Below are 25,260 nucleotides of genomic sequence, written 5' to 3' on the forward strand. Positions count from 1 at the left end.
TGTCGTCATCCCGAAACCGGGAGCCACTTTCGGGCGACACGCCGCGGGCCTGAGGATTGAGAATGGACGATTTTATCGAAGGATTGGCGGAAGTCGCCTGCGATGTGCTGGTGATCGGTGGCGGCACGGCCGGACCGATGGCGGCGCTGAAGGCCAAGCAGAAGAACCCGAAGCTGAATGTGGTTCTGCTGGAAAAGGCCAATGTGAAGCGCTCGGGCGCCATTTCCATGGGCATGGACGGGCTGAACAACGCCGTCGTGCCGGGCTATGCCACGCCCGAGCAATATACCAAAGAGATCACCATCGCCAATGACGGCATCGTCGACCAGGCGCCGGTGTATAAATATGCCTCGCGCTGCTACGACATCATTCAGGAGCTCGACCGGTTCGGCATCCGCTTCCAGAAGAATGCCAATGGCGATTTCGACCTGAAGAAGGTGCATCACCTCGGCACCTATGTGCTGCCGATGCCGAATGGCGAAACGGTAAAGAAGGCGCTCTACCGCCAGATCAAGCGCGAGCGCATCCTCGTCTCCAACCGCTATATGGCCACGCGGCTGCTGACCGCCAAAGACGGCCGGATTGCAGGCGCCATTGCGGTCAACACGCGCACGGCCGAGTTCCTGGTGCTCCGGGCCAAGACGGTGATCCTCTGCATGGGCGCAGCGGGCCGGCTCGGCCTGCCGCATTCCGGCTATCTGTTCGGCACTTACGAGAATCCGACCAATTCCGGCGACGGCTATGCCATGGCCTATCATGCGGGTGCGGCGCTCGCCAATCTCGAATGCTACCAGATCAATCCGCTGATCAAGGACTATAACGGCCCGGCCTGTGCCTATGTCGCCGGTCCGTTCGGCGCCTATACAGCCAATAACGAGGGCAAACGCTTCATCGAGAGCGACTATTGGTCGGGGCAGATGATGCAGGAATTCTACAACGAACTGCAATCGGGCAAGGGGCCGGTCTTCCTCAAGCTCAACCATCTGCATTCCGACACGGTCGGCGAGATCGAGGACATTCTGCACCGGGTGGAGCGCCCGTCGCGCGGCCGGTTCCATGAGGGGCGCGGCACCGATTATCGCGACAAGATGATCGAGATGCACATATCGGAAATCGGCTTCTGTTCGGGCCACAGTGCTTCGGGCGTGTTTGTCGACGAGTTCGCGCGAACCACCGTACCGGGCCTCTATGCGGCAGGCGATATGGCGAGCGTGCCGCACAACTATATGCTCGGGGCCTTCACCAATGGCGCGGTCGCGGGCGAGCATGCCGCCGAGATCGCGGGAGAAACCGACCTGCCGGATATCGACAACGATTTTGTCCGGCTTGAGCGCGAGCGCGTTCTGGCGCCGACCAGGCGCGAGGATGGCATTCCGCCCAACCAGCTGGAATACAAGGCCCGGCGCCTAGTCAACGACTATCTGCAGCCGCCCAAGGTGACCGCCAAGATGCGGATCGGCCAGGCGCGGCTCGCCGAAGTCCGCGAGGATCTCGATACCGCGCTCGTGGCGCGCAATGCGCATGAACTGATGCGTTCGCTGGAAGTCTCCTCGATCCTCGACTGTGCCGACATGGCGGCGCATGCCTCGCTCTACCGCACCGAAAGCCGCTGGGGCCTCTACCACAACCGCGTCGACCATCCGGAAAAGGATGACGACAACTGGTTCTGCCACACGCTGCTCAGCAAGGCCGATGGCCGCATGGTGTCCGAGAAGCGTGCCGTCCAACCCTATATCGTTCCGATCGAGACCGAGGAGCGCACGGCCTATGATCGCCTGCGCGTTTCCCATCAAGCCTGACGAGGAAAGCCATGCCGCTTGCTCTTTCACCCACCACGGTCCCCGTCGTCGTCGACGACGCCAAATGCATTGCCGACAAGGGTTGCACCGTCTGCGTCGATGTCTGCCCGCTCGATGTGCTGCGCATCAGCGACTTGACCGGCAAGGCCTATATGAAATTCGACGAGTGCTGGTATTGCATGCCCTGCGAAACCGACTGCCCGACCGGCGCAGTCACCGTCAACATCCCCTACCTGTTGCGCTGACATGAGTGCTTTCGAACCTTTTGAAGATTTCGGCGATGCCGAAGAAATCGCTGAGCGTCTCGGTGACCCCGATGCGGCGGTGCGCCGGCTTGCGGTCATCGACCTTGCCGAAACGGCGAGCGCCGAAATCCTGCCGCATCTGTTGAAGGCGGCAGATGATGCCGATGCATCGGTGCGGCTGCAGGTGGCGATCGCGCTTTCCGAATTCGATAGCGCGGAGGCAGCCGGCGGGCTCGTGCGGTTGGTGACGGATGTGGATATCTCTGTCGCGCAAGCGGCAGCCGACAGCCTTGCCGAGCTCAAGGAGCCCGCCGCAGCCGATCCGATCCTGCCACTGCTCGACCACCCGAGCGCCTTCGTGCGGGCTGCAGGCTTTCGCGGCCTGAGAGGTTTGCGGTCGCGGGCTGCGCTTGGACCTGCGCTTGCGGCGATGCGGGACGCGGATGCCGATGTGCGGGCGCAGGCGCTTGGCGTCGTCGCCTATCTCAAGCTCGAGGAAACACTGCCGTCCCTGATCGCCGCGACGCGCGATGCGGATGCCGCGGTCCGCGTCGTTGCGGTGAACGCCCTGTCCTTCACCAGCCAGCCGGCTGCGGCCGCCGCGGTGGTGACCGCATTGGGCGACCAGAACTGGCAGGTCCGCGCCGCAGCGGCGGAATCGCTCGGCCGCATCGGCCAGGGTTCGGCTGTCGAAGGACTGGTTTCGGGCCTCGCCGACGACTATTGGCAAGTCCGGCAGAAATGTCTCAATGCACTTGGCAAACTGAAAGCGCATTCCGCCGTCGAACAGATTGCCGTGCTGCTTGCCAGCGATATGGCCTCACTCCGGAAGGAAGCGGCCGCAGCACTGGGCGAAATCGCCGATCCATCGGTTCGTGACGCGCTGATGGAGCATATCTCCGACGCCGATCCGGACGTGCGCAAGACCGTCCGCTGGGCGCTGACGCGGCTCGGTTGAAAACCAGCGCGGCGTCAAGCGCCGCGCTTCGACACCATTTCCTGTAGCGTATGCGGCCGCTCGATGCGGATATGCCGCGGCGTCACCATCACCAGCCCTTCCTTCTGGAAGCGCTTCATCATCATCGTCACCCATTGCCGCGTGGAGCCGACCATGGCGGCGATCTGGTCATGCGTTACCTTGGCATTGATGATGATTGCCCGGCCGTCGCGCACGCCGTGAAGCTCGCCGAGATTCATCAGGAACTGCGCCAGCCGTTCGATCACCGAACGCGTGCCGAGCATTTGGGCCATGGCCGAATAGCATTTGCCTTTTGCCGTCAGCCCCTGCAGCAGACAGAGGGCGAAATTCGGCATCTCAACGACCAGCTTTTTCAGCGCCGTGGCCGGTACATAGAGGATTTCGCAGGCGCTCAGCGCTTCCCCAGACCAGATATGCGTGCCGCCGCCGGTCATTTCCGGACCGCCGATGAAATTGCCGGATGTCCAGTAGGCGAGCGTGATTTCGCGGCCGGACGGTGCCGTGTAGAAGACGCGGACCTGGCCGCCCTCGATGATGAATATGCCGCCATGCTGGTCGCCCTGGGTGAAGATTGYCTGCCCGGCCGAGAAGGTCAGCCGCCGGCCATGCGTCCTGAGCTTCGTCCATTCCTCCGGCTTGAGCGCATCGAGGAAATGCGCGCCTTCATCCAGCCCATCGACGCTTTCGCTGAGGAACAGCGCCTGGTCTCCGGGAAGAATGACCTGTTCGGGAAGATCAAGGTCGATCTCCCGCTCGCGGCTTCTGGCGTCGAGATTGGTTGAATGCAGTTCGAGGCTCATATCCGGCTCCTCTCGAGTCGCGAAAACGCGATAAAAATATATAAATTCTATCGACAATAAAGGAAAATATTTGCGTGTTTGAGGCCCGGCATGGACATTTTGCCGTTCGCTCTAACTGAAAGTCGCCTTTTAAATAGTTGATATTAAATCGGAAAATTCATGGTGATGGTCGCGGCGGCGCCATCACGCCGGCAGCCGAAATCGGATCGGCGCGTGACCCTGTGCAAGTAATTGCTATGCCCGAAGCGCCGCCGCCTCATAGATTTCGGACAGCAGCCTGGCAATCCCTGCCGGGTCGAGACACCAACCGCCCGGATGACGGGGCGACCAAATTTCGAGGTGGAAGATGATTTTACGCGCGCATTTGGCTGCCCTAGCCCTGACGGTGGCTGCATTCGCCTCCACGGCGGATGCCGAAACCATCCGCGTTGCGATCGGCACGCAGGACACGACGATCAACACCGCCACGGGCGGGCTGATGATCCGCGAACTGAAACTGCTCGACAAATATCTGCCGCATGACGGCAAGTACAAGGATGTCACTTATGACATCGAATGGAAGAATTTCACCAGCGGTGCGCCGATCACCAATGAGCAGATCGCCGGAAAGCTCGATTTCGGCGTGATGGCGGATTTCCCGGGTTCGTTCAACGGGCTGGCGCATATCAAGGCGGGACGTAGAAGCCTGTTCATCACCGTGCTGTCCGGCAGCGTCAATGGCAGCGGCAACGGCATTGTCGTGCCGACCAGTTCGCCCATCCAGTCGATCGCTGAGCTCAAGGGCAAGACGATTTCGGTGCCGTTTGCCTCGACATCGCATGGCATGCTGCTCCGGGCAGTCAAGGCTGAGGGCTGGGATGCGCAAAACGACGTCAACATCATCACGCAAGCGCCGGAAGTGGCCGGTCCCGCGCTTCAGGCCAACCGGATCGAGGCGCATGCCGATTTCGTGCCCTTCGCCGAGCTCTTCCCGTGGCGCGGCATTGCCCGCAAGATCTATGACGGATCGCAGGCCAAGACCCCCACTTTCCACGGTGCCCTGGTCGATGCCGATTATGCTGAGAAATATCCCGAAATCGTCGTCGCCTATCTCCGCGCTTCGATCGAGGCGGACCAGCTGATCGCCAAGGAGCCGGAGAAATATAGCGAGTTGATCGCCAAGGTGACCGGCGTCGATGCGGAGGTGGACTATCTGTTCCATGGTCCGCTCGGCTTGCAGACCCGCGATCTCACCTGGAAGCCGGAATATCGCCAGGCCGTGGCGACCGCCATCGACACGCTCAAATATCTCAAGAAGACCGACCGGTCGCTGGATGTGAACAGTTTTGTCGACGACCGCTATATCAAGGCGGCGTTCAAAGCTTCCGGCCTCGATTATGACGCCGCGCTGAAGAATTATGCGCAACTGCCCTTGAACGCCAAGGACGCCGCCACCGGCGAACCGATCAAGGACCCAAAACGCGTCGCCGAGATCTGGGTGAAGGGCGAGCCGCTCGTCCGTCACTACGCCTCGCCGGAAAATGCCTTCAAGGCGCTGAAGGGGCTGGAAGGCGAGGGCAAGTCGATCCGGGTGTTCTATGCGCAGGATCGCGAAAGCAGCATCAAGCTGCTCGGCAACCAGGCGTGGTTCGTGCGGGCCGACGGCGGCGAGATCAGCGCCTTCCTGCTCAAGCAGAACGCGGAAGCCTGGGCCAAGGCGCATGGCGGCAATGTGCTGGATTTCACGAGCGCCAAGGCGTCGATCGTGGCGAGCAATTGAGGTTGTCATGACCCGTTTCGGACGCTGGTTTCGCCGGATCGTTTCCATCGCCATCTGCCTGCTCCTTTGGCAGATGGCATCGGCCTTCAAGGTCAATCTCGGCATTGTGACCTTCGAGAACGTGCCGGGTCCGTTGGATGTGCTCTCGGCAGGGCTGGATTTCCTGCGCTCGCCGAAGCTCTTTGCCAATGTGTCGAGCAGCCTGGAACGGGTGCTGGCAGGCTATGGTGCCGCCGCGGTCGTCGGCATAGCGCTCGGCCTGATCATCGGCCGGTCGCGCCGGCTGGGCGATTTCCTGCAGACGCCGCTTGAACTGTTGCGGCCGATCCCGGCTGTTGCCTGGATTCCGCTGGCCGTGCTGATGTTTCCCTCATCGGAACTGTCGATGATCTTCATCACCTTCACCGGGGCCTTGTTTCCAATCCTGCTCAACACGGTGCACGGCGTCGAGAGCGTCGATCCACGGCTGATCGCTTCTGCGCGCAGCCTCGGCTGTACGCGCAGGGCCATGCTGCTTGAAGTCATCATTCCCGGTGCGGCGCCGAATATCGTCACCGGCCTGGTCATCGGCATGGGCACATCCTGGTTCTGCCTGGTGACGGCGGAGATGATCTCCGGCCAGTTCGGCATCGGCTATTACACCTGGGAATCCTACACGCTGCAGAATTATCCGGAGATCATCGTCGGCATGATCGTGATCGGCCTGCTGGGCATGGGCAGCAGCGCCCTGCTCAGGTTTGCAGGCAATGCCCTGATTCCCTGGGACAACAAGGAAGCCAAGAGATGAACACCCATCCGCGTAGCTTTCAGGCAGGAACCGGCCGCATCGAGGCGGAACATATTTCGATCCGGCTCGGCAGCGGCGCCAAGGCGTTCGAGGCCGTACGCGACGTCAGCTTTAACATCGCCCCGGGCGAATTCGTCTGTCTGCTGGGGCCGTCGGGCTGCGGCAAGTCGACTGTGCTCGGCGCGCTGGCAGGGCATATCAAGCCTGCAGCCGGGACGCTTTCAGTCGACGGCCAGCCGGTCGGCGGGCCACATCCGGAACGCGGCATCGTCTTCCAGCAACACACGCTGTTTCCGTGGAAGAATGCCCGCGACAACGTCGCTTTCGGCCTCAAGATGCGCGGCGTCAAGCGTGACGCGCGGCGGTTCGAAGCGGAGAAGATGCTGGATCTCGTCGGCCTGACCGGCTTTGCCGATCGCTATCCCCGTCAACTCTCGGGCGGCATGCAGCAGCGTGTCGAGATCGCCCGCGTGCTGGTCAACCAACCGAGATTGCTGTTAATGGACGAGCCGTTCGGGGCACTTGACGCCTTGACGCGGCTCAGGATGCAGGAATTGCTGCTCGATATCTGGGAACAGTTCCGCAAGACGATCGTCTTCGTCACCCACGATATCGATGAGGCCCTGCTGCTGGCGGACCGCATCATCGTCATGCAGGCGCAGCCAGGCCGCATCCATGAGGAGATCAACGTGCCGTTCGAGCGGCCGCGCATGACCGAGATCATCGCCTCGGGCGAATTCATGCGCCTGAAGCAACATTGCCTGCATCTGCTGCATAGCGACCGGCGACAGGACAGCCTGGCGCGCCTGTCGCCATTGGGTTGGTGAGCAGGATCAGACTACGTTCGTTCCGAGGATCGCCGCCAGCAATTGTCCTTCGATCTCGGCGAGTCCCGGCGTACCATGCTTGCGCGGATGCGGATGGGGAACGGCGAGGTCGACGGTCACCCGTCCCTGATCAAGCACGATCACCCGGTCGGCGAGGTTGACCGCTTCGCTGACATCATGGGTCACCAGCACGGCGGTGAAGCCCTGCTCGCGCCAGACGCGGCTTAAAAGCTGCTGCATGCTGATGCGGGTCAGCGCATCGAGGGCACCTAGCGGCTCGTCGAGTGCCAAAAAATCCGGCTTGGAGACCAGGGCGCGGGCGAGCGCCACGCGCTGGCGCTGGCCGCCGGAAAGCCGCGACGGCCACTCAGCGGATTTTTCCGCCAGTTGCACGTCGTTGAGCGCTGCGCGCGCCCGCAAGCGCGCCTGATCCGCCGGCACGCCATCGCCCAGGCCGACCGCGACATTGCCGGCGACGTCGGACCATGGCAGCAGGCGAGCCTCCTGGAAGACGATGCGCGAATTCGGCTCGGTGCCGTTGCCATCCACGTCGAGGAATTCGATCGTGCCGCCGCTYCTCTGTTCCAGACCCATCAGCATCCGGAGCAGGGTGGACTTGCCGCAGCCGCTCTTGCCGACGATGGCGACGAACTGGCCGGCCGGAATATCGAGATCGACGCCGCGCAGCACGCGATTGCCGGCAAATTCCTTCTCAAGTCCGCGCAGCCTCAGGGCCGCTGGCTTGCGCACGCTCGCTTCTTCGCGATGGGAGGGATTTCCGGCCGCCTGGTCTTGTTTGAGTGCCACATTCATTGCTTTGCTCACTTTTGGTAGACCGGGTTCCAGGCAAGGACGCGCCGCTCCAGCAGGCGCACCGCGACATCGGCTATCTTGCCGAGCATGGCGTAGATGATGAGCGCCAGCACGACGACATCGGTCATCATGAATTCCCGCGCCTGCATCGCCATGTAGCCGATGCCGGACGAAGCGGCGATGGTTTCCGAGACGATCAGCGTCAGCCACATGATGCCGAGCGCATAGCGCAGGCCGACGAAAATCGAGGGCAGCGCCCCGGGGAAAATGATCTTGCGAAACAGGGTCCAGCTGCCCATGCCATAGACGCGGCCCATCTCGATCAGGTCGCGATCGACATTGCGGACGCCGTGATAGGTGTTGAGATAGATCGGGAAGAGCACGCCGAGCGATGTCAGGAAGAGTTTTGACTCTTCGCCGATGCCGAACCAGAGGATCACCAGCGGGATCATCGCCAGATGCGGAATCGTGCGCAGCATCTGCAGGCTGGTGTCGGTCAGCCGTTCGGAAAAGCGCGACACGCCGTTGGCAATGCCGAGCAGAAAGCCGATCGAGCCGCCGACGATGAGGCCGGCAAAGGCGCGGGCGGTGCTGACGGCGATGTCGTGCGGCAATTCGCCTGATATCGTCGTCGACCAGAAGGCTTGCAGCACGGCCGATGGCGACGGCAGAACCCTGCCGGATATCCAGCCGACGGCGGAGGAAAACTGCCAAACGATGACAATAGCGAGCGGCAGCACATAAGGCAGGAAATCGCCGGTCTTAAGCGCGGGTTTGCGGGGGGCTGACACACGCGCTTTGCGGGGCGCTTCGGAACTCGCCACGTCCCTGAAGCTGTCTACTGCTGTCATCGCGTCTCTCCACACTTTCGACGGATTGGAAGCATGAGCGGGAGATTCATCCCCCGCCAAGTTTCTACATTTTGATTTATTCTACATTTTTTATCGATATTATATCGTTCTAAAAAGAGCGTTTCACTAGGATCAGTTTTTCACCTGAAGCCGATTTCGGGAACTCAATTCCAAAAGATGAAGGTGGCTTGAAATCGGCCGGACGGATATTGGGGCTTTCGAGCCGGCCGGATCGTCCGTCAGTGCAAAATTTTCTGGTAATTCTATATGCTCTATGTATTTTGAGCCGGTGTGGTTTAGCTGACACCAGTTCAATTGACGGGAGCACTCTCATGAAACTTTCCAGGCGTACTTTCACCACTGTCATGGCCGGCGCGCTCGCCATGCCGTTCGTCAGCCGCGGAGCGGCTTTTGCCGCCGACAAGGTGGCGCGTATCGGCTACCAGAAATACGGCACATTGGTGCTGCTCAAAGGTAAGGGCATTCTGGAGAAGAAGCTGGAGAGCATCGGCTACGGTGTCGAATGGACCGAATTCCCCGCCGGCCCACAGCTGCTCGAAGCCCTGAATGTCGGTTCCGTCGATTTCGGCTCGACGGGCGAAACGCCGCCGATCTTCGCCCAGGCCGCGGGTGCTGCGCTGGTCTATGTGGCGCATGAGCCGCCGGCACCGCGTGGTGAAGCGATCCTCGTGCCGAAGGACAGCCCGATCAAGACGGTCGCCGATCTCAAGGGCAAGAATGTGGCCTTGAACAAGGGTTCGAACGTGCACTATCTGCTCGTCAAGGCCCTGGAAGAAGCCGGGCTGAAATACGGCGACATCACCACCTCCTACCTCGCTCCGGCCGATGGTCGCGCCGCATTCGAACGCGGCGCCATCGACGCCTGGGTCATCTGGGATCCTTTCCAGGCTGCGGCGGAAGTGGCGCTCGAGGCGCGCGAATTGCGCAACGGCGACGGCCTGGTGCCGAACCACCAGTTCTATCTCGGCGCCCAGCCCTTCGTCGAAGGCAATTCGGACGCTGTCGACGTGCTGATCGAAGCCGTCGGTGAAATCGACACATGGACCAAAGCCAATACCGCCGCCGCTGCCAAGCAACTGGCGCCCGCGATTGGAATTCCGGAAAATGTGCTGGCGCGCGCCCTTGATCGCCAATCCTTCGGGGTCACTGCCCTCGATGACAAGGTCGTGGCACAGCAGCAATCGATTGCCGACACGTTTTTCGACCTCGGCCTCGTGCCGAAGAAGCTGACGATCGCCGACGTGGTGCGCAAAGGCAAGGTCTAACCCGCAGAAACAATACTGTCTTCGACCAATTCAGCGGCTCGCTCCGATAGCGAGCCGTTGAATTCTATCTCACGAAAGCCCGATCTTCCGCAGCCTGTATTCCAGCTTGGCGCGGGTGAGCCCGAGTTGGCGCGCCGCCGCCGAGATATTGCCGCCAGCAGCTTCGAGCGCGGAGCGATAGAGCTCCTCCTCGGCCCGTTTGAGGGTTTCTGGTCCTGTCACCAGCCGCCGTTCCTCCGCGGTTTGCGCGCCCTCTTTAGGCGCGGTGCCGACGCGGCCTTCGCCAGTAAGCCGGAGCGAGAGTGAAGGCAATTTCTCGAAACCGGTGAACAGGTGCTGTATGTCAATCAGCGCACCGCTCTCGGCGAAGATGACGCCGCGCTCGACCAGATTCTGCAATTCGCGGATATTGCCCGGAAAGTCATAGGCAAGCAGTGCGTCCATCGCGCGGCGGGTGAAACCAGCGACGTTGCGGCGATGCCGGTCGCGAAACAGTTTCAGGAAATGCGCCGCCAGCAGGGCAATGTCGTCGCGTCGCTCCCGCAGCGGCGGGATGACGATCGGGAAGACGCAGAGGCGGAAATAGAGGTCCTGGCGGAACCGGCCGGCGCGAACCTCTTCCGTCAGATCGACATTCGAGGCCGCGACCACGCGCACATCCACGCCAATCGTCCGGGAGCCGCCGACCCGCTCGATCTTTTTCTCCTGCAGGGCGCGAAGCAATTTGCCCTGCGCCGAATAGGTGAGCGAGGCGATCTCGTCGAGAAGCAGGGTGCCGCCGTTGGCGCGTTCGAAATAGCCGGCGCGTGACTGGAGCGCGCCGGTAAAGGCACCCTTTTCGACCCCGAAGAGCTCGGATTCGACCAGGTTTTCCGGAATGGCCGCGCAATTGATCGGCACGAACGGGCCGCGCGCCCGGTTGCTCAATTTGTGCAAGGCGTTGGAGAACAGCTCTTTGCCGACGCCGGATTCGCCGATGAACAGCACTGTGGCGTCGGTGTCGGCCACTTTTTCCAGCATCAGCCGTGTCCTGAGGAAGCTGGCAGAGACGCCGACCACCTGGTCTTCGCCCGTCTCCGGCGCATCGCCACCGGCTGATCTTGCCGCTGGCGCCGGCGCGGTGGATTGCACGGCCACATAGCGCCGGCTTTTCCAGTCCAGCCCAAGATAGTGGCGCTCCGGCGCGTCCTTTCCCCAGGCATCGGCGTGCTGGCCCACGACCAGGCAGCGCGAGGCGCCCATGCCCGCGCATTCGACCTCGCGGAAGATCACCGGCCTGCCGAACAGCGTGCTGGTATAGCCCGAGGGATAGCCCGTCTGCATCCAGCAGACCGGCTCGCTGGCAATGCCATAAGTGGAAATATGCTCGGCGGCCTCCGAGGAATCGTCCCAGTAGAACTCGCCGAAATAGGTTCCCTTACGGAGATCGAACTGGAACTGTTTGGTCGTCACCTTGACGAAGCCTTCCAGCGTATGCACGCGCGGTCCTGCTGCAAGCGCATGCGTCAGGTCCTCCTGCGGAAACCGCTTCTGGATCAGTTCGGCATCGCGCACGCCTTGTATGTAGCCCACCCGCATGAACAGGCTCTTTGCAGTCTCTATGCCAAAGGCGTCGATGATTTCCTGCCGGAGCCGGCCCAGCACCAGCGACTGGATCAGCACCATACGCTGGTCGTTCAGCCATATCCGGCCGTCGCCGAGCGCAAAATGCAGCGCTTCGGTGAGATCGGTCAGCGTGGGGGCGGCGCCGGTATCAAGCTCGCTGGAATCACCACGCGTCATCAGCTTACCGGTTTTGCGGGAGGCTTCGGCGAGAGAGATCAAACCGTCGGGCTGCTGCATGTCTGTCATGATGGCATTAATAATTTGATGAATTCATGAATGATATTTCATTATTTTCGTAATCTCAAGGCCGTTGTCGAGGCAGCGAGGCAATGCGCTGTCCACCGCGGAAAACGCAATATTGCCAAGCGCTTGTGCTTTCCTTCGAGCGCGGACGTCGTTCTCCCTTGCAGTCTGGCACGACCCTTGCAGCCATAGCTCCGACCGTCTGAGGAGGCGGCAGGAGGACAGCGGCGGCAAGCCAAGTCGGGCATCCGGAGGGAAAGGCCTGATCTCGTAACGCCAAGCTCTGCATGCGCTCCCTGACAACGGACGGACACTTTTTGAGGAGGAAGACGATGAATATCCAGAACCAGAATTTCCTCGACAGCGAGCGCTGGCAAGGGCGCGCCTTCTTTGCCGATTGGCAGAAGACAGCCGCTGGCGTCATGGACGTGACCGACCCGGCGACGGGGGCGGTGATCGCTTCGGTCGGCATCGGCGGTGCGGTCGATATTGCCCGAGCCGCATCGGAAGCGCGTGCCGCGCAAAAGGCCTGGGCCAAGACCCTGCCGACCGATAGGGCGCGCATTCTATCCAAGGCCGCGGACCTGCTCGAGCAGAACGGTGCGGAGCTGATCCCTTGGATCATGCGGGAGTCCGGATCGATCTATCCGAAGGCCGGCATCGAAATCGAACATGGTGCGCTGTTCATCCGCCATGCCGCATCCCTGGCCACAGCCCCGATGGGGATGATGATCCCGGCGATGGACAACCGGACGAACTATGCCAAGCGCGTGCCGCATGGCGTCGTCGGCGTCATCTCGCCCTTCAACTTTCCGCTTGTCCTCTCCGTCCGCTCGATCGCCGCTGCACTCGCCTTCGGCAATGCCGTGGTTCACAAGCCCGATCCGCGCACGCCGATCTCGGGCGGCATCATCATCGCCCGCATCTTCGAGGAAGCCGGCCTGCCAAAAGGTGTGCTGCAGGTCGTGCCGGGCGGCGCCGATGCCGGCGAGGCCATGTGCACCGATCCGAATATCGCCATGATCTCCTTCACCGGGTCGGCAAGGGGCGGCTCCAAAGTGGCCGAGGTCGCCGGCAGGCATTTCAAGAAAGTGCAGCTGGAACTCGGCGGCAAGAATTCGCTGATCGTGCTTGACGATGCCGATCTCGACGTCGCCGCTTCGAATTCGGCCTGGGGCGCATTCCTGCATCAGGGGCAGATCTGCATGGCGACGGGCCTGATTCTGGCCGACGAAAAGATCGCCGATGCACTGACGGAAAGGCTCGTCACCAAAGCTGCCCATTTGCCGGCCGGCGACCCGTCGACCAATCAGGTGGCGCTGGGTCCGATCATTTCGGACGGTCAGGTGGCCGGTATCCAGGCGATCGTCGACGATGCCGTGGCCAAGGGTGCAAAGCTCCTGGCGGGTGGCACGCATGATGGCCGCTTCTATGCCGCAACCGTGCTTGCCGGCGTCAAACCCGGCATGCGGGCTTTCGATGAGGAAATCTTCGGCCCGGTGGCCTGCATCGCCACCTTCAAGACCGAAGAAGAAGCGATCGAACTCACCAACAACAGCGATTACGGTCTCGCAGCCGGCGTCATCTCGTCCAATACCGGCCGCGCTCTGCGGATCGCCGATGAACTCGATGTCGGTATGGTTCATGTCAATGACCAGACGGTGAATGGCGGTCCCTTCGCGCCTTTCGGCGGCCCGCGCAAATCCGGCAACGGCACCCGTATCGGCGGCCCGGCCGACATCGAGGAATTCACCACCTGGAAGTGGATTTCCGTCAAGGACGTTGCGACGCCCTATCCCTTCTGAGGACGTCCAGAAGCCGGATGCAGGCACCGATGCCTGCATCCGCCGCACTCATTCCCCTTTCATTCCGGAGACTGCCATGCAGATCAAAGCTGCCATCGCCCGCATACAGGGCGCCGACCTCAGCCTCGAAACCATCGATATCGAGGAACCCAGAGACAATGAAATCCTGGTGAAAGTCGTCGCCACCGGCGTCTGCCATACCGATATCGTCGTGCGAGACGGCATGCTGCCGACGCCGCTGCCCGTCGTGCTCGGCCATGAAGGCGCCGGCATTGTCGAAAAAGTCGGTCGCGCCGTTTCGAAAGTCAAAGCCGGTGACAAGGTGGTGATGACCTTCAATTCCTGCGGCCATTGCCCGAGCTGCCAGGACCATCACGTCAGCTATTGCCACGAATTCTTCCCGCGCAATTTCTTTGCCACGCGCAGCGATGGCACCAGCGCACTTTCAGCTGGTGACGAGCCTGTCCATGGCAACTTCTTCGGCCAGTCTTCCTTCGCCACCCACGCCATCTGCCATGAAGTGAACGTCGTGAAAGTGCCGGAGACGGCGCCGCTCGAACTGCTCGGGCCGCTCGCCTGCGGCATTCAGACCGGCGCGGGCGCTGTAATGAACGCACTGAAGGTCTCGGCCGGCAAGTCCTTCGCCGTGTTCGGCTCGGGTTCGGTCGGTCTGTCTGCCCTGATGGCCGCCAAAGTGGTTGGTGCCACGACCATCATTGCGGTGGACATGAACGACGAGCGGCTGGCCATGGCACGCGAACTCGGCGCCACGCATGTGATCAATCCCGGCAAGGCGGATGCGACAGCCGAGATCATGGCGATCACCGGCCACGGGCTCAATTTCGCGCTCGACACGACCGGGATCTCGAGCGTCATCCGTGCGGCGGTCCTGGCGCTGGCGCCGATGGGAACCTGCGGCATTCTCGGCGCCTCGGCCATGGGCAGCGAGATCAATCTCGACGAAGTGCATTTCATGAGCGGCGGCCGCCGGCTGATGGGCATCGTCGAGGGCGAATCCAATCCGGACACGTTCATTCCCATGCTGGCGGCACTCCACGCCCAGGGCCGCTTCCCCTTCGACAAGCTGGTGACGTTCTACGATTTCGACGAGATCAACCAGGCGATCCGCGATTCCGAGAACGGCAAGGCCATCAAGCCGATCGTTCGCATGCAGTGAACAGGCTCGATGGTGAAGAGAGACCCACAGCATCGTGGTTCATGCTCAAGGTCGCGCTTGGGCGTGCGCACTAAGCCGACCCTGACCTGTCGTTGTGACGGAAGCATTTGATCTTTTCTGGTTTGTCCGCGAAAGACGGGTCGTGTTCTGACGACATGTGCGGGTTCGGGCAAAGGCGCGATCCTGAACCGTAGCGGTGGTGGCCGGCATGTCACAGCCTGTCGCCTTGCGAAACGGACTTGATTTCGGGTGGGGTGGCGAGTGTCCACGCTTGGCGCGACGGCGGCCCTTGGCCGATGGCCGCGCTAACGCGAGCGGGGATCGCCGCCTTTTGGGTGAGCCTCAGAGAGTGATCGAGGCATGGCGAATAACGTCGGCTTGGCCATTGTGGATTGGTTTATCCAATGCCCGCACGGCTTCGAGGAGCACGGCGGCCCCGAAGGCTATGTCGTCATTGTCGGCAAACTCGTCCGGCGCATGACTTCTGCCGGCAAGGCAGGGAATGAAGATCATCGCCGACCGCGCGATCCGCGCGAGGAAGGCGGCATCATGGCCTGCGCCGGAGGCGAGTTGCCGGTGCGATCCGCCGAGACGTTCGACGGCTTCCGCCAGGATGATGCCGAGATCGGCGTCCATCGGCACGGCGGGCGCATCGGATATTCGACTTTCGGCGATAGCGAGACCGTCACCCTCGGCCACGGCAGCGCAGAGGTCGTCCAGGGCGGCGGCAAATCTATCCAGGTCCTCGCGTTGTTCGGAACGGATATCGACCAGCAATCGAACATGGGACGGCACGACATTGGCGGCATTGGGCAGCATTGAGAATTCGCCGACGGTCGCGGCAAAATGCCGAGGCCGCCGGGAAAGATCAGTTGCCAATTGTTCGATGCCGAGGACGAGCTTCGATGCTGCCACCAGCGCATCGCGGCGTGCGCCCATGGGTGTGGTGCCAGCGTGATCGGCCCGGCCATCGATCGTGATTTCGATGCGAGCAATGCCGGCGATCGCAGTCACGATGCCGATATCGCTGTTTTCGGTTTCGAGAATGACCCCTTGTTCGATATGCAGTTCCAGGAAGGCCTTGATGTCCTGTCGCGGCGGGTCGGCGGCCTCGCTGCCGCCTGCGGCGACCAGCCCTTGCGCCAGGGTGATGCCGTCTGCCCGCCGCTCGAGCCATTCCGGCGGCCTTATGCCCGCCATGCCACGGCTGCCGATACAGGAGACACCGAAGATCGAGACTTCCTCAGCGAGGAAATCGACGATCTCCAAGTCATGGTCGAGCTCGATCCCGGCATCGGCGAGCGATCGTGCCACTTCCAGCGCCGTTATCACACCGGCAATGCCGTCAAACCTGCCGCCATCGGGGACGGTGTCTGAATGCGAGCCGAGCATGAGTGTCCCCGATCCCGGCTTCCCGCCCGCGCGTCGGCCGATCAGGTTGCCCGATGCGTCGACGCGAGTCTCCAGGCCCGCGGCCTGGAATCGATTGGCAAGCCAGGCGCGGCCCTCCAGATGCAGCGCGCTGAAGGCGCGGCGAGTCCAGGGGCGACCTGGTTCGGTGATGGCAGCCAGCGCATCGATATCCTCCGCGATGCGTGCCGCCGAGACTGGCAGATTGCTTTTGTCGCGGGGGCTGTTCATGCGGTCGACCTCGACAGCGCCAGGGATGCAGGCGGTCGTATGAAGCGGCCCACCCCCGGCGCGGCAAGCACTGTCGTGCCGTCATAGACAAGTTCACCGCGGCAATAGGTGGCGCTGACCCGATAGGGCAGGGTCATGCCGTCATAGGGCGACCATCCGGCAACATTGTTGCCGGTCTTGCCAGCGTCGTAGATATGGGGCTCCGGCGTCAGCACCGCGATGTCGGCATGTTTACCTGGCTCGAGCGCCCCCTTTGCATGGTCGATGCGGAAATGCCGCGCAGGGTTGAGTGCCATCAGCCGTGCGCCCCAACTGAGCGGCACGCCGCGCTCCAATGCGCCCTTGACGAAGAGTGGCATCAGCGATTCCAGGCCCGGCAGACCCGAGGCATTGGCCAGCATGTCGGGATTCGTCTTGCGGTCGAGCGACCAGCTGACATGGTCGGTGGAAAGAAGCGTGACATTGCCGGCAGCAAGCTGCCGCCAGAGTGCTTCCACTTCGGCACGCGGCCGGATCGGCGGATTGCATTTGGACCGCCCGCCGAGCCGCTTCGCATCGGTCTCCTCGTCCAGCGTCAGATAATGGATCAGGCATTCGACGGTCGCGGCATATCCCTGCGCCCGGTAGGCCGAGGCGATCTCGTAACCGCGCGACAGGGAGCAATGCACGACATGCGCCGGGCAGCCCGTTTGCGCGCCGATCTCGTAGATCTCGTGCATGGCCAGCAGTTCCGTCAATGGCGGGCGAGACAGGCCATGGGCGGTGTAGTCCGTGATGCCCCCTGCTTTCACCTTGGCCATGGCGGCACGGACATATTCGTCGTTCTCGTTATGCACGCCCGCGGTCAGACCGGTCTTGGCGACTTCGGCAAAACACTCCGCCAGCAGTGCCGGCGGGATGCGCGGAAAGCGCTTCGGGTCGGTGCCGAATGTGGAGAACTTGAAGGCTGCGACGCCGGCCTCCGCCTGTTCGGCGATGCGGAGCGGGCCTTCCTCGGGATCGATCGTGCCGTACAGCGCAAAGTCGATGCGTGCCTGTGCCTCGGCATGGGCGATCTTCGCGCTCACGGCTTCGGCCGAGCAGACGAGGTTGCCCTCGTCATAGGGCATGTCGACGATGGTGGTGACGCCGCCGGCGGCCGCAGCTCGCGTCGACCAGATGAAATCCTCCTGGTTTTTCTGGCTGAGCGAATGCACCTGGGCATCGATCGCGCCGGGCATGATCAATGCAGCACCGAGATCGTGTTGCTCGCGGGCCGCAGGCATGGCGCCCTGTCCCAGCATGGCGATGAAGCCGTCACGGACAGCGATGAAACCGGATGGCACAACCCGGTCGGGCAGGACCAGCGTACCCTTGAGGACGAGATCGAAATCGGACATCGGAAGTCCCGAAGAATGAGAGCCACGGCCCGCAATCTAGGGTGAGCCGCCGCACGAGGGGATATGCCGATTTCTGGACAGGCTATACACCGTTGAGCGATTGCGCGATCTGCATGGCGATTCGGCGCGACGCCTGGGTCCGTTGCCAGACGAGATGGAAGCTGACCCGTGGTGCATCCGGCAGCCTGACGATGCCGATCGGACGGTCGAGCGCGGCGACCGCCTCCAGCGGCAGCACGGTGAGATAGCCGTGGTCGAGAACGAGGTTGATGACGATCGACAGTGCATCGACCTCTACCAGCCGTGCCGCCGCCTGGCCCTCGTCGCCGAGGAAGGGTTCAAGCGCTTCGCTGATCGACTGGCGCAACCCGCTTCGCAGGCTGGGCACCGCGATCAGATGGTGGTCGATCAGCGGCCGGATCGCCACTCCCGCCGCCACGACGTCGACCGAGCCGATCAGGACCAGCTCGCCGGAAAAAATCTCGCGGCTCTCGAAACGCTTGTTGCGTAGCGCGATGTCGGTCAGCGCCACATCGAACCGGCCGGCCCGCAGCCCCTCTGCCAGATCCTCTGCCGTCGTGCTGCTGACAAACAGATCGGGCTTGCCTTCGTCGGCGCGCCAGGCCGCAACCAAGGCGGCCAGTCGGGCCGCAAGCCGGCTTTCGTGGCCGACCGGAATGATCGTGCCGAGCCTGACAGTGCGCAGCTCTCGGGCAAAGCGCTTGCGCGCCGGTCCCGTCAGGCTGGCGAGTTTCGCTGACAGTGCCAGCGCCGCGTCTGCGAATTCCAGCCCCTCGGGCGTGGGTTCGCAGCCATGCATCTGGCGCAAAAGCAGCGTCCGTCCGACGGTCCGTTCGAGTTCGGCCATCTGCCGCGACAGGTTCGGCTGAGCGATACCGAGTTCGCGCGCGGCGCGGCGGATCGACCCGGCGCGGATGACCGCATTGAAATTGGCGAGCACAGTTACGGGCATGGCATTCTTCGCAGCCCAAGGCAGGACGTGGTCTGATCCGGCCCCCAGCTCGCCCCCGATCGCAGCGATGGCGGACAGGATTTCTACGAAAGCAGGGATCGAACGTGCAAGGTTTTCGCCCGCCAGCGTGAGCGACAGGCCCCCGTCGCGGCGAGCCGCCAGCTTCAGGGCCAGTTCGGCCTCGAATCGCTCGAAGGCATCGGCGACGCTCGATGGCGGACGGCCGAGCAGTGCAGCGGCGCCGCGCACCGAACTCTCCTGCATCACCGCAAGCCCGGTTGCCAGCGTCGCCGTGTCCATTCAACCGCGCTCCATGCCGCATCGCGCATCCATTGTCCGGTTTTTAGCATATCCTGTTGGACCGGCAAGCTGACTAATCTTGCCTCGACGATGAGGGGACTGTCGATGACGCCGATGACCATATCCATAGGCACAAAACCACTGACGATCGCCGATATCGGCGCCATTGCCGAACGCAGGGCGATCGTGGCGTTGTCGGTGGACGGCCGTGACGCGGTCAGCAAGGCGCGTGCGGTGGTCGACCGGCTCGTGGACGAGAAGATTCCCGCCTATGGCGTGACGACAGGCGTCGGCAGCCAGAAGGACTTTGCCGTCGATCCCGAGGCCATCGCCCGTTACAACGACCTGATGATCACGGCGCATGCCACGCTCGCGCCGGGCCGCAATGCCCCGCGGCAGGTGGTGCGCGCAGCCCTCGCCATCCAGCTCTCGCTCTTCGCGCGCGGCCGTTCCGGCGTTCGGCTCGAATTGGTGGAGAGCCTGCTGGCGCGGCTCCAGGTCGACGACCTGCCCGGCGCACGGCTCGGCATGTCTGTCGGCGCCTCCGATATCGTTGCGATGAGCCAAATGGCGGTGCCACTGATCGGCCGGACAGGTGCCCAGGCTGGCGGACATGGTCCTTTGCCGCTTGATGGCCTTACGGCCAAGGAAGCAGTGTCCTTGCTCAATTCCAACAGCCTCATGCTTGCCGAGGGGGTGCTGGCGCTCCGGGAATTGCGTGCGCTGCTCGACGCCGCCTCGCTCGCCGGCGCCATGTCGATGGAAGGCCTGCGCGGCAACCTCCGCTCCTGGAGCGAAAAGGTCGATCTGGCGCGCGGCCAGCCGGGGCAGATCCGGGCGGGCAAGGCGCTACGTGCTGCCCTTGCCAACAGCAGCCTCTGGCGGCCCGGAGAGGCACGGTTCCTGCAGGACCCGCTCAGCTTCCGTTGCGTCCCGCAGATCCATGGCGCGGCCGAGGCGGCCTTCGATTTCGCTTATGCCATCTTCGAGACGGAATTGGGCGCAGCCTGCGATAACCCGATCATAGACAAGGACACAGGCGAGTTCATCTCGCACGGAAACATGGAGACCACCGCCTGTGCGCTCGCGATGGATACGCTGCGCCAGGCGATCGCCAAGGTGATCGAAGCCTCCGGCCAGCGTATCCACAAGATCCAGTGGCCCGGCTTCACCGGCCTGCCGACCAGCTTGGCCGCGGAGCCCGGTGCGATCGGCGGCGTGCAGTTCCTCAATTTCGGTCACATCGCTGGCGCCACTGTCGGTGCTGTGCGGCAGGCGGCTCATCCGGCCATGCTCAACTATTCCGGCCAGCTCGATGACGGCGTCGAGGACGTCGCCGGCAATGCGCCGCAATCGGTGGCCGAAACGGTACGCATGCTGGAGCCCGCCTGGACCGTTGTCGCGATCGAAGCCGCCTGCGCAGTGTGGGCCATTCACCGTCGCGCCCTCGACATCAAAACCCTCGGTGATGGTCTGAAGCCGGTGGTGGAGCGCATTCTGCCGGTCCTGCCGATTGGCACCGAAGGTCAGAGGATTTTCGACCTGGGCCTGATCGTCGATATCCTGAAGGCCGAATTCGGCGTTACCCAGTCGCTGGCGTAAGGAGGGACCGATGGCATCGGTGGACCAGAGCTTTCGCGGCGCAATCAGGCGGCTTGAAGCCGGAGGTGACCTGCATCGGGTCGAGCGCAGCGTTGATCCCCGTTTTGAGCTCGGCGCAGTGCTGGCGCTGCGAGACAGGCAGCCGCCGCAGCTTTTCACGGATGTGAAGGGGCATGACATGCCCGTCATCGGCAATATCATGAATTCTCGCGAGCGTGTCGCGCGGCTCCTGGGCGTCGAAAAACCGCGTCTGCATGAGGTTATTCTCCAAGCGCTGGGAAAGCCGATCCAGCCCGTACTCGTCGATGCTGCGCCGGTGCAGGAGGTCGTGCACGAGGGCGAAATCGATCTCAGCCGCATACTGCCGGTGCCGGTCTGGTTTGAGCACGAAGCCGGTCCCTATATCACCGCAGGCGTGATCGTCGCCAGGGATCCCGAGACGGGCCGCAGGAATGTGTCGATCGCCCGGCTGCGGCTCGAGGGCGGCAATCGCGTCATGGTCGGCATTGCCAAGAACCATCACCTCAACCTGCTGGCGGAAAAGGCGTGCAAGCTCGGGCAAAAGCTGCCCATCGCCGTCGCCATCGGCAATCATCCCGCCGTCCTTCTCGGCTCGCAGATGTATCTCGGCCTTGGCGACGACGAGTATGACATTGTCGGCGGGCTGTTGGGCGAGCCGCTGGAACTGGTCCGCTGCCGGACCGTGCCGCTCGAACTTCCCGCCGGCGCCGAGATCATCCTTGAAGGCCATATCGACAATGCCGACCTGATCGAGGAAGGCGATGTGTCGGAATTCCACGGCTTCTACGTCCGCTATGGACCTGGCACGGGCGGCGCAATCACCTGCGTCACGCATCGCAGCGATGCCATCTATCAGGCGATCCTGCCAGGCTATGCCGCCGAACACTGCCTGCTGGGCGCGCTCGCGATCGAAGCTGTGACCTGCCAGGCGTTGCAGCGCGTGATCCCCGCCGTGCGGCGGGTGGTGGTCACAGACGGAGGCATGGGGCGCCTCCATGCCATTATCAGCATGCACCGGCCGCGGCTCGGCGAGGGCAAGCGCGCCGTCATCCTCGCCATGGGCCAGATCAATCTCTTCAAACTGGTGACGGTGGTGGAGGATGATATCGATCCCGAGGATCCGAACCAGGTCGAGTGGTCGCTCGCCGCACGCTTCCGCGGGCACGAGGATATGGTGGTGCTGCCGGGCATGAAGGCCGACCGCTGCGATCCGGTGCATGAAAACCTCACCATCACCAAGATCGGCCTTGTTGCCTGCACCCGGCCTGGCGATGGCGAACGAAGCTCGCTTTCCGAATTCGCCCAGGCGCCGAAGGATATCCTGTCCTCGGTCCGCGCCCGCCTGGCGGAATATTGACCATGGCGGCTCCAAAACGCATTATCGTCGGCGTCACCGGCGCATCCGGTTTCGACTATGCGGTCTGCCTGCTCAGGATGCTGCGCGCCGTCGAGGTTGAGACCCATCTTGTCGTCTCGCGTGCGGCGATCACCGCCATGGCGCATGAAACCGACATGACCTTCGGCGAGATGAAGGCGCTGGCGGGCCATTGTCATGACAACCGGGATATCGCGGCACCCATCGCCAGCGGCAGCTTCCGTACCATGGGCATGATCGTTGCCCCTTGTTCCGCCAAGAGCCTCGCCGAGATCGCCATGGGCACCGGCGGCACGCTGGTCGCGCGGGCAGCCGACGTCGTGCTCAAGGAGCGTCGTCGTCTGGTCGTGCTGTTCCGCGAAACGCCGCTGCATCTCGGCCATTGCCACAACATGCTGCGCCTGACTGAAATGGGCGGCATCGTCATGCCGCCCGTGCCGGCCTTCTACCCGAAGCCGAAGACGATCGAGGAAATGGTGTCCTGCACGGCCGCCCGCGCCCTCGATCTTTTCGACATCGAGATCGAGATCGAGGGGCGCTGGAAGGATGATGGACAGCAGCGGTAATATGTTGATCGGGTCACAGGCGTTGCCGGAGCCTTCACTTCCGTTCTCCCGTCCGTGGAGAAGAGCTTTTGTTTTGTCGCAGGCTCTTGTCGACAAGCCGCGGGACACTCTTCCGGAGCATGCTTAGAAAATCTTCCGTGAGCTCGTCGTCAGGAAGTCCACGAAGGTGCGGACCTTGGCGGAGAGATATTTCCGGCTTGGATAGACGGCATACAGAGTGGTGGTGAAGCCGACAGCATCAGGCAGCACCATCTCCAGGCGCCCGGCCTGGATGTCCTGCTCTGCCATCCATTTCGGCAGGAAGACCAGGCCCATCCCCGCCAGAGCCGCCAGATGCAGCATTGTCTCGTTTTCACTGAGCATGACGGTTCGGAACGTGACCTTATGCTTGCCGTCCGGCCCTTCCAAGGACATGGTGTCGCCGACGTTAAACCCACTGAAGCGCAGCATTGCGTGCCCATCGAGCTCGGCTATTTTCTGGGGTCTGCCGGTTCGCTCCAGGTAATCCGGCGAAGCCATCAAGCGGAATTCTATCTTCATGAAGGGACGGGCAACCAGTCCGGGATCGAGCCTGTCGGGACTGGTCGCGCGCAGAGCGAGGTCGAAACCCTCGTCCACAAGGTTTACGATACGGCCGCTGAGGTCCATGTCCAGGCAGACGTCGGGATAGCGCCGGTTATAGTCCGCCAGCAGCGCAACAAAGCAGCCGCTGGCCGTCCAGACCGGTGCGCTCAGCTTGAGCACGCCCCTTGGCGCCAGAGTGGTATTGCTGATCGCCGCCTCGACCTCGTCAAGACCTTCCAGCGTCTGTCTCGTCTGATTGAAATAGAGCGCACCGGACTCGGTCAGGCTGACGCGGCGGCTCGTTCGATTGAGCAGCCGGGTGCCGAGCCGGTCCTCCAGCTGCATGACGTGCTTGCTTGCCATTGCCGGCGAAACGCCGAGGCGCTCGGCGGCGGCGGTGAAGCTTTTCAGTTCGGCGACGGTGCAGAACACCCGCAGGCTCGTCAGTGTATCCATCGATCATCAACATCGGAGAAATGGTTCTTCAATAAAGACCACATTGATCAATGTCTGGGAAAAAATCAAACTGTTCCGCAAGTCAGCACCAAACATGCTCGCTTCCCGACGGTGCCGCCAGTCGCGGCGTTCGCGAGCAAATTTCGAAGGACAGGGCCAATGACAGATCTTCGGCTTCCAACCTATTTCATCAGCCATGGCGGTGGCCCCTGGCCTTATATGACGGGCGAGTTCCGCCGCAATTACGACGTGCTGGAAAAATCGCTGGTCGACATGCGTGCCGAACTCCGCGACAAGCCGAAGGCAATTCTCGTCGTGTCGGGCCATTGGGAAGAGCGGGGCTTCACCATTTCATCGGGCGCCAAGCCTGGAATGGTCTACGATTATTACGGCTTTCCGGACTACCTCTATCACATCGCCTACAATGCGCCCGGTTCGCCGGAGCTTGCGCAGCGCGTGCAGCAACTGCTTCGCGCCGAGGGCATCGAAGCAGCGCTCGATCCGACGCGCGGCTTCGATCACGGCACGTTCAGCATCATGAAGCCGCTCTATCCCGAAGAGGATATTCCCGTCGTCCAGCTATCACTGGATGCGGGCTATGACCCGGAGCAGCATCTCAAGGTCGGCCGGGCGCTCGCGCCTCTGCGCGACGAAGGCGTGCTGATCATCGGCAGCGGTCTGAGCTATCACAATCTGCCGGCCATGCGCGGCACCAGCGGACACGAACCTTCGCGCCGCTTTGATGCCTGGCTGCAGGAAACGCTGGTTCATTCGCCGTCCGACAAGCGCACCGAACGGCTCGTCGCCTGGGAGCAGGCGCCCGCCGCCCGTGCAGCACATCCGCAGGAAGACCATCTCATTCCGCTGATGGTCGTGGTCGGCGCTGCCGAGGACGAACCTGGTACCACCACCTATCATCAAAAAGACTTCGCTGGCGGGCTCACCGCATCGAGCTTCCGTTTCGGTCTGGCACCCTCGGCGATCTCATCAAACGGAGACCCGAAATGACCAGCGAAACTTTCAAGCCTACCGTCTATCTCAAGGAAAACTGCCCCTTCTCTTTCAAGGTGCGCCTGTTTCTGCTGGAATCGGGATTGGCTTCGGAGGTCGAAAGCCGCGACTTCACTCCCGGCAGCGCGCAGGAAGATGCAATCCGCGCAGAACTTCAGCCGCATCTCGACAAGGTGAGCTTTCCCTCCGCTCAGCTTGAGCCAGGGCGCTATGTCACCGAATCCGACGACATTGTTGCGTTTCTCGCCAGCAAAGCGGGCCGGGATTCGAAGACCATGCCTGTCTATCGAAACTATGTCGACGGCGCTTTCGCCATGGCGATGAAGCTCTGGAAAGAAAACCAGGAACTCAAACAGGCCGCCTCCGCCGCCTGACCACTTATCCCATATATCGGAG

The 25,260-nt window shown here is 62.4% G+C and carries 22 protein-coding genes; 14 read left to right on the plus strand and 8 right to left on the minus strand.

The features are described from left to right. Nucleotides 1-62 precede the first annotated feature (62 nt). Genes AC1DYF_RS03290 through AC1DYF_RS03300 form a run of 3 tightly spaced genes read left to right on the plus strand, consistent with a single transcriptional unit; the run spans nucleotide 63 to nucleotide 3,002 of the window. Nucleotides 63-1,799 (plus strand): fumarate reductase/succinate dehydrogenase flavoprotein subunit, encoded by a 1,737-nt coding sequence (locus tag AC1DYF_RS03290; protein ID WP_477875205.1) that lies wholly within the window; start codon nucleotides 63-65, stop codon nucleotides 1,797-1,799. 11 nt (nucleotides 1,800-1,810) lie between these two features. Beyond that, nucleotides 1,811-2,044, plus strand: coding sequence for a 4Fe-4S dicluster domain-containing protein (locus tag AC1DYF_RS03295; RefSeq protein ID WP_064253763.1), 234 nt, complete (start codon nucleotides 1,811-1,813; stop codon nucleotides 2,042-2,044). 1 nt (nucleotide 2,045) lies between these two features. After that, nucleotides 2,046-3,002: a HEAT repeat domain-containing protein gene (locus tag AC1DYF_RS03300; RefSeq protein WP_477875207.1), complete on the plus strand. Its 957-nt coding sequence runs from the start codon at nucleotides 2,046-2,048 to the stop codon at nucleotides 3,000-3,002. 14 nt (nucleotides 3,003-3,016) lie between these two features. Here AC1DYF_RS03300 and AC1DYF_RS03305 read toward each other — a convergent pair whose 3' ends face one another. After that, nucleotides 3,017-3,823 (minus strand): Crp/Fnr family transcriptional regulator, encoded by an 807-nt coding sequence (locus AC1DYF_RS03305; protein ID WP_477875209.1) that lies wholly within the window; start codon nucleotides 3,821-3,823, stop codon nucleotides 3,017-3,019. A gap of 346 nt (nucleotides 3,824-4,169) precedes the next feature. Between AC1DYF_RS03305 and AC1DYF_RS03310 the strand changes: the two genes are divergently transcribed. The 3 genes from AC1DYF_RS03310 to AC1DYF_RS03320 are packed head-to-tail and all read left to right on the plus strand — an operon-like array spanning nucleotide 4,170 to nucleotide 7,196. Beyond that, nucleotides 4,170-5,582, plus strand: a complete 1,413-nt coding sequence (locus AC1DYF_RS03310; RefSeq protein ID WP_477875211.1) for an ABC transporter substrate-binding protein — start codon at nucleotides 4,170-4,172, stop codon at nucleotides 5,580-5,582. Nucleotides 5,583-5,589: 7 nt separating this feature from the next. Next, nucleotides 5,590-6,369, plus strand: a complete 780-nt coding sequence (locus tag AC1DYF_RS03315) for an ABC transporter permease (RefSeq protein ID WP_477875213.1) — start codon at nucleotides 5,590-5,592, stop codon at nucleotides 6,367-6,369. Then, nucleotides 6,366-7,196: an ABC transporter ATP-binding protein gene (locus AC1DYF_RS03320; protein WP_477875215.1), complete on the plus strand. Its 831-nt coding sequence runs from the start codon at nucleotides 6,366-6,368 to the stop codon at nucleotides 7,194-7,196. Before AC1DYF_RS03315 ends, AC1DYF_RS03320 begins: the two co-directional genes overlap by 4 nt. 6 nt (nucleotides 7,197-7,202) lie before the next feature. On the opposite strand, the gene AC1DYF_RS03325 is transcribed toward AC1DYF_RS03320, so the two are convergent. Continuing rightward, nucleotides 7,203-8,009: an ABC transporter ATP-binding protein gene (locus AC1DYF_RS03325; RefSeq protein WP_477875217.1), complete on the minus strand. Its 807-nt coding sequence runs from the start codon at nucleotides 8,007-8,009 to the stop codon at nucleotides 7,203-7,205. 8 nt (nucleotides 8,010-8,017) lie between these two features. Beyond that, entirely contained in the window at nucleotides 8,018-8,860 is an 843-nt protein-coding gene (gene ssuC, locus AC1DYF_RS03330) for an aliphatic sulfonate ABC transporter permease SsuC (RefSeq protein WP_477875219.1), read from the minus strand. Between the two features lie 332 nt (nucleotides 8,861-9,192). Between ssuC and AC1DYF_RS03335 the strand changes: the two genes are divergently transcribed. Beyond that, a complete protein-coding gene (locus tag AC1DYF_RS03335; RefSeq protein WP_477875221.1) occupies nucleotides 9,193-10,146 on the plus strand; it encodes a sulfonate ABC transporter substrate-binding protein in 954 nt (317 codons plus the stop codon). Nucleotides 10,147-10,215: 69 nt separating this feature from the next. On the opposite strand, the gene AC1DYF_RS03340 is transcribed toward AC1DYF_RS03335, so the two are convergent. Beyond that, nucleotides 10,216-11,997 carry a sigma 54-interacting transcriptional regulator gene (locus AC1DYF_RS03340; RefSeq protein WP_477875223.1) on the minus strand — a complete coding sequence of 594 codons (1,782 nt, stop codon included), beginning with the start codon at nucleotides 11,995-11,997 and terminating at the stop codon, nucleotides 10,216-10,218. A 329-nt stretch (nucleotides 11,998-12,326) separates the two neighbouring features. Here AC1DYF_RS03340 and AC1DYF_RS03345 point away from each other — a divergent pair, with 329 nt between their 5' ends. Next, entirely contained in the window at nucleotides 12,327-13,799 is a 1,473-nt protein-coding gene (locus AC1DYF_RS03345) for a benzaldehyde dehydrogenase (protein WP_477875225.1), read from the plus strand. 76 nt (nucleotides 13,800-13,875) lie between these two features. Continuing rightward, on the plus strand, nucleotides 13,876-14,976 hold the full coding sequence (locus AC1DYF_RS03350) for an NAD(P)-dependent alcohol dehydrogenase (RefSeq protein ID WP_477875227.1): 1,101 nt from the start codon (nucleotides 13,876-13,878) through the stop codon (nucleotides 14,974-14,976). A 342-nt stretch (nucleotides 14,977-15,318) separates the two neighbouring features. Here the strand turns inward: AC1DYF_RS03350 and AC1DYF_RS03355 are convergent, their stop codons facing one another. The 3 genes from AC1DYF_RS03355 to AC1DYF_RS03365 form a co-directional block, all read right to left on the minus strand. Next, complete coding sequence (locus AC1DYF_RS03355; RefSeq protein WP_477875229.1) at nucleotides 15,319-16,617, minus strand: Zn-dependent hydrolase; 1,299 nt, start codon at nucleotides 16,615-16,617, stop codon at nucleotides 15,319-15,321. Continuing rightward, the gene (locus AC1DYF_RS03360) at nucleotides 16,614-17,996 is read right to left on the minus strand and encodes a dihydroorotase (RefSeq protein WP_477875231.1); all 1,383 of its coding nucleotides are present in this window, start codon (nucleotides 17,994-17,996) and stop codon (nucleotides 16,614-16,616) included. The genes AC1DYF_RS03355 and AC1DYF_RS03360 overlap by 4 nt, the downstream gene beginning before the upstream one ends. 82 nt (nucleotides 17,997-18,078) lie before the next feature. Then, entirely contained in the window at nucleotides 18,079-19,269 is a 1,191-nt protein-coding gene (locus tag AC1DYF_RS03365) for a LysR family transcriptional regulator (RefSeq protein WP_477875233.1), read from the minus strand. A 105-nt stretch (nucleotides 19,270-19,374) separates the two neighbouring features. Here AC1DYF_RS03365 and AC1DYF_RS03370 point away from each other — a divergent pair, with 105 nt between their 5' ends. From AC1DYF_RS03370 to AC1DYF_RS03380, 3 genes are read left to right on the plus strand one after another with little or no spacing between them, the layout of a single operon-like run. Further along, nucleotides 19,375-20,871 carry an aromatic amino acid lyase gene (locus AC1DYF_RS03370; RefSeq protein ID WP_477875235.1) on the plus strand — a complete coding sequence of 499 codons (1,497 nt, stop codon included), beginning with the start codon at nucleotides 19,375-19,377 and terminating at the stop codon, nucleotides 20,869-20,871. 10 nt (nucleotides 20,872-20,881) lie between these two features. Then, nucleotides 20,882-22,249: a UbiD family decarboxylase gene (locus AC1DYF_RS03375; protein WP_477875237.1), complete on the plus strand. Its 1,368-nt coding sequence runs from the start codon at nucleotides 20,882-20,884 to the stop codon at nucleotides 22,247-22,249. Nucleotides 22,250-22,251: 2 nt separating this feature from the next. After that, nucleotides 22,252-22,833 carry a UbiX family flavin prenyltransferase gene (locus tag AC1DYF_RS03380; protein ID WP_477875239.1) on the plus strand — a complete coding sequence of 194 codons (582 nt, stop codon included), beginning with the start codon at nucleotides 22,252-22,254 and terminating at the stop codon, nucleotides 22,831-22,833. Between the two features lie 123 nt (nucleotides 22,834-22,956). On the opposite strand, the gene AC1DYF_RS03385 is transcribed toward AC1DYF_RS03380, so the two are convergent. After that, nucleotides 22,957-23,853 (minus strand): LysR family transcriptional regulator, encoded by an 897-nt coding sequence (locus tag AC1DYF_RS03385; RefSeq protein WP_477875241.1) that lies wholly within the window; start codon nucleotides 23,851-23,853, stop codon nucleotides 22,957-22,959. A 159-nt stretch (nucleotides 23,854-24,012) separates the two neighbouring features. Here AC1DYF_RS03385 and AC1DYF_RS03390 point away from each other — a divergent pair, with 159 nt between their 5' ends. Together AC1DYF_RS03390 and AC1DYF_RS03395 are read left to right on the plus strand one after the other, a co-directional pair. Then, on the plus strand, nucleotides 24,013-24,861 hold the full coding sequence (locus AC1DYF_RS03390; protein ID WP_477875243.1) for a DODA-type extradiol aromatic ring-opening family dioxygenase: 849 nt from the start codon (nucleotides 24,013-24,015) through the stop codon (nucleotides 24,859-24,861). Beyond that, nucleotides 24,858-25,238 carry a glutathione S-transferase N-terminal domain-containing protein gene (locus AC1DYF_RS03395; protein WP_477875245.1) on the plus strand — a complete coding sequence of 127 codons (381 nt, stop codon included), beginning with the start codon at nucleotides 24,858-24,860 and terminating at the stop codon, nucleotides 25,236-25,238. Before AC1DYF_RS03390 ends, AC1DYF_RS03395 begins: the two co-directional genes overlap by 4 nt. Nucleotides 25,239-25,260: the final 22 nt, after the last annotated feature.

This window comes from Rhizobium sp. P2_G9 (assembly GCF_056403475.1).

Excerpts from the sequence above, each read along its gene's own strand:
- AC1DYF_RS03395 (WP_477875245.1), top strand. The coding sequence starts at position 24,858 with ATGACCAGCGAAACTTTCAAGCCTACCGTCTATCTCAAGGAAAACTGC.
- AC1DYF_RS03375 (WP_477875237.1), top strand. The coding sequence starts at position 20,882 with ATGGCATCGGTGGACCAGAGCTTTCGCGGCGCAATCAGGCGGCTTGAA.
- AC1DYF_RS03385 (WP_477875241.1), bottom strand. The coding sequence starts at position 23,853 with ATGGATACACTGACGAGCCTGCGGGTGTTCTGCACCGTCGCCGAACTG.
- AC1DYF_RS03300 (WP_477875207.1), top strand. The coding sequence starts at position 2,046 with ATGAGTGCTTTCGAACCTTTTGAAGATTTCGGCGATGCCGAAGAAATC.
- AC1DYF_RS03390 (WP_477875243.1), top strand. The coding sequence starts at position 24,013 with ATGACAGATCTTCGGCTTCCAACCTATTTCATCAGCCATGGCGGTGGC.
- AC1DYF_RS03335 (WP_477875221.1), top strand. The coding sequence starts at position 9,193 with ATGAAACTTTCCAGGCGTACTTTCACCACTGTCATGGCCGGCGCGCTC.
- AC1DYF_RS03310 (WP_477875211.1), top strand. The coding sequence starts at position 4,170 with ATGATTTTACGCGCGCATTTGGCTGCCCTAGCCCTGACGGTGGCTGCA.
- AC1DYF_RS03290 (WP_477875205.1), top strand. The coding sequence starts at position 63 with ATGGACGATTTTATCGAAGGATTGGCGGAAGTCGCCTGCGATGTGCTG.
- AC1DYF_RS03345 (WP_477875225.1), top strand. The coding sequence starts at position 12,327 with ATGAATATCCAGAACCAGAATTTCCTCGACAGCGAGCGCTGGCAAGGG.
- AC1DYF_RS03350 (WP_477875227.1), top strand. The coding sequence starts at position 13,876 with ATGCAGATCAAAGCTGCCATCGCCCGCATACAGGGCGCCGACCTCAGC.
- AC1DYF_RS03365 (WP_477875233.1), bottom strand. The coding sequence starts at position 19,269 with ATGGACACGGCGACGCTGGCAACCGGGCTTGCGGTGATGCAGGAGAGT.
- AC1DYF_RS03295 (WP_064253763.1), top strand. The coding sequence starts at position 1,811 with ATGCCGCTTGCTCTTTCACCCACCACGGTCCCCGTCGTCGTCGACGAC.
- AC1DYF_RS03380 (WP_477875239.1), top strand. The coding sequence starts at position 22,252 with ATGGCGGCTCCAAAACGCATTATCGTCGGCGTCACCGGCGCATCCGGT.
- ssuC (WP_477875219.1), bottom strand. The coding sequence starts at position 8,860 with ATGACAGCAGTAGACAGCTTCAGGGACGTGGCGAGTTCCGAAGCGCCC.
- AC1DYF_RS03315 (WP_477875213.1), top strand. The coding sequence starts at position 5,590 with ATGACCCGTTTCGGACGCTGGTTTCGCCGGATCGTTTCCATCGCCATC.
- AC1DYF_RS03340 (WP_477875223.1), bottom strand. The coding sequence starts at position 11,997 with ATGACAGACATGCAGCAGCCCGACGGTTTGATCTCTCTCGCCGAAGCC.
- AC1DYF_RS03360 (WP_477875231.1), bottom strand. The coding sequence starts at position 17,996 with ATGTCCGATTTCGATCTCGTCCTCAAGGGTACGCTGGTCCTGCCCGAC.
- AC1DYF_RS03355 (WP_477875229.1), bottom strand. The coding sequence starts at position 16,617 with ATGAACAGCCCCCGCGACAAAAGCAATCTGCCAGTCTCGGCGGCACGC.
- AC1DYF_RS03370 (WP_477875235.1), top strand. The coding sequence starts at position 19,375 with ATGACGCCGATGACCATATCCATAGGCACAAAACCACTGACGATCGCC.
- AC1DYF_RS03320 (WP_477875215.1), top strand. The coding sequence starts at position 6,366 with ATGAACACCCATCCGCGTAGCTTTCAGGCAGGAACCGGCCGCATCGAG.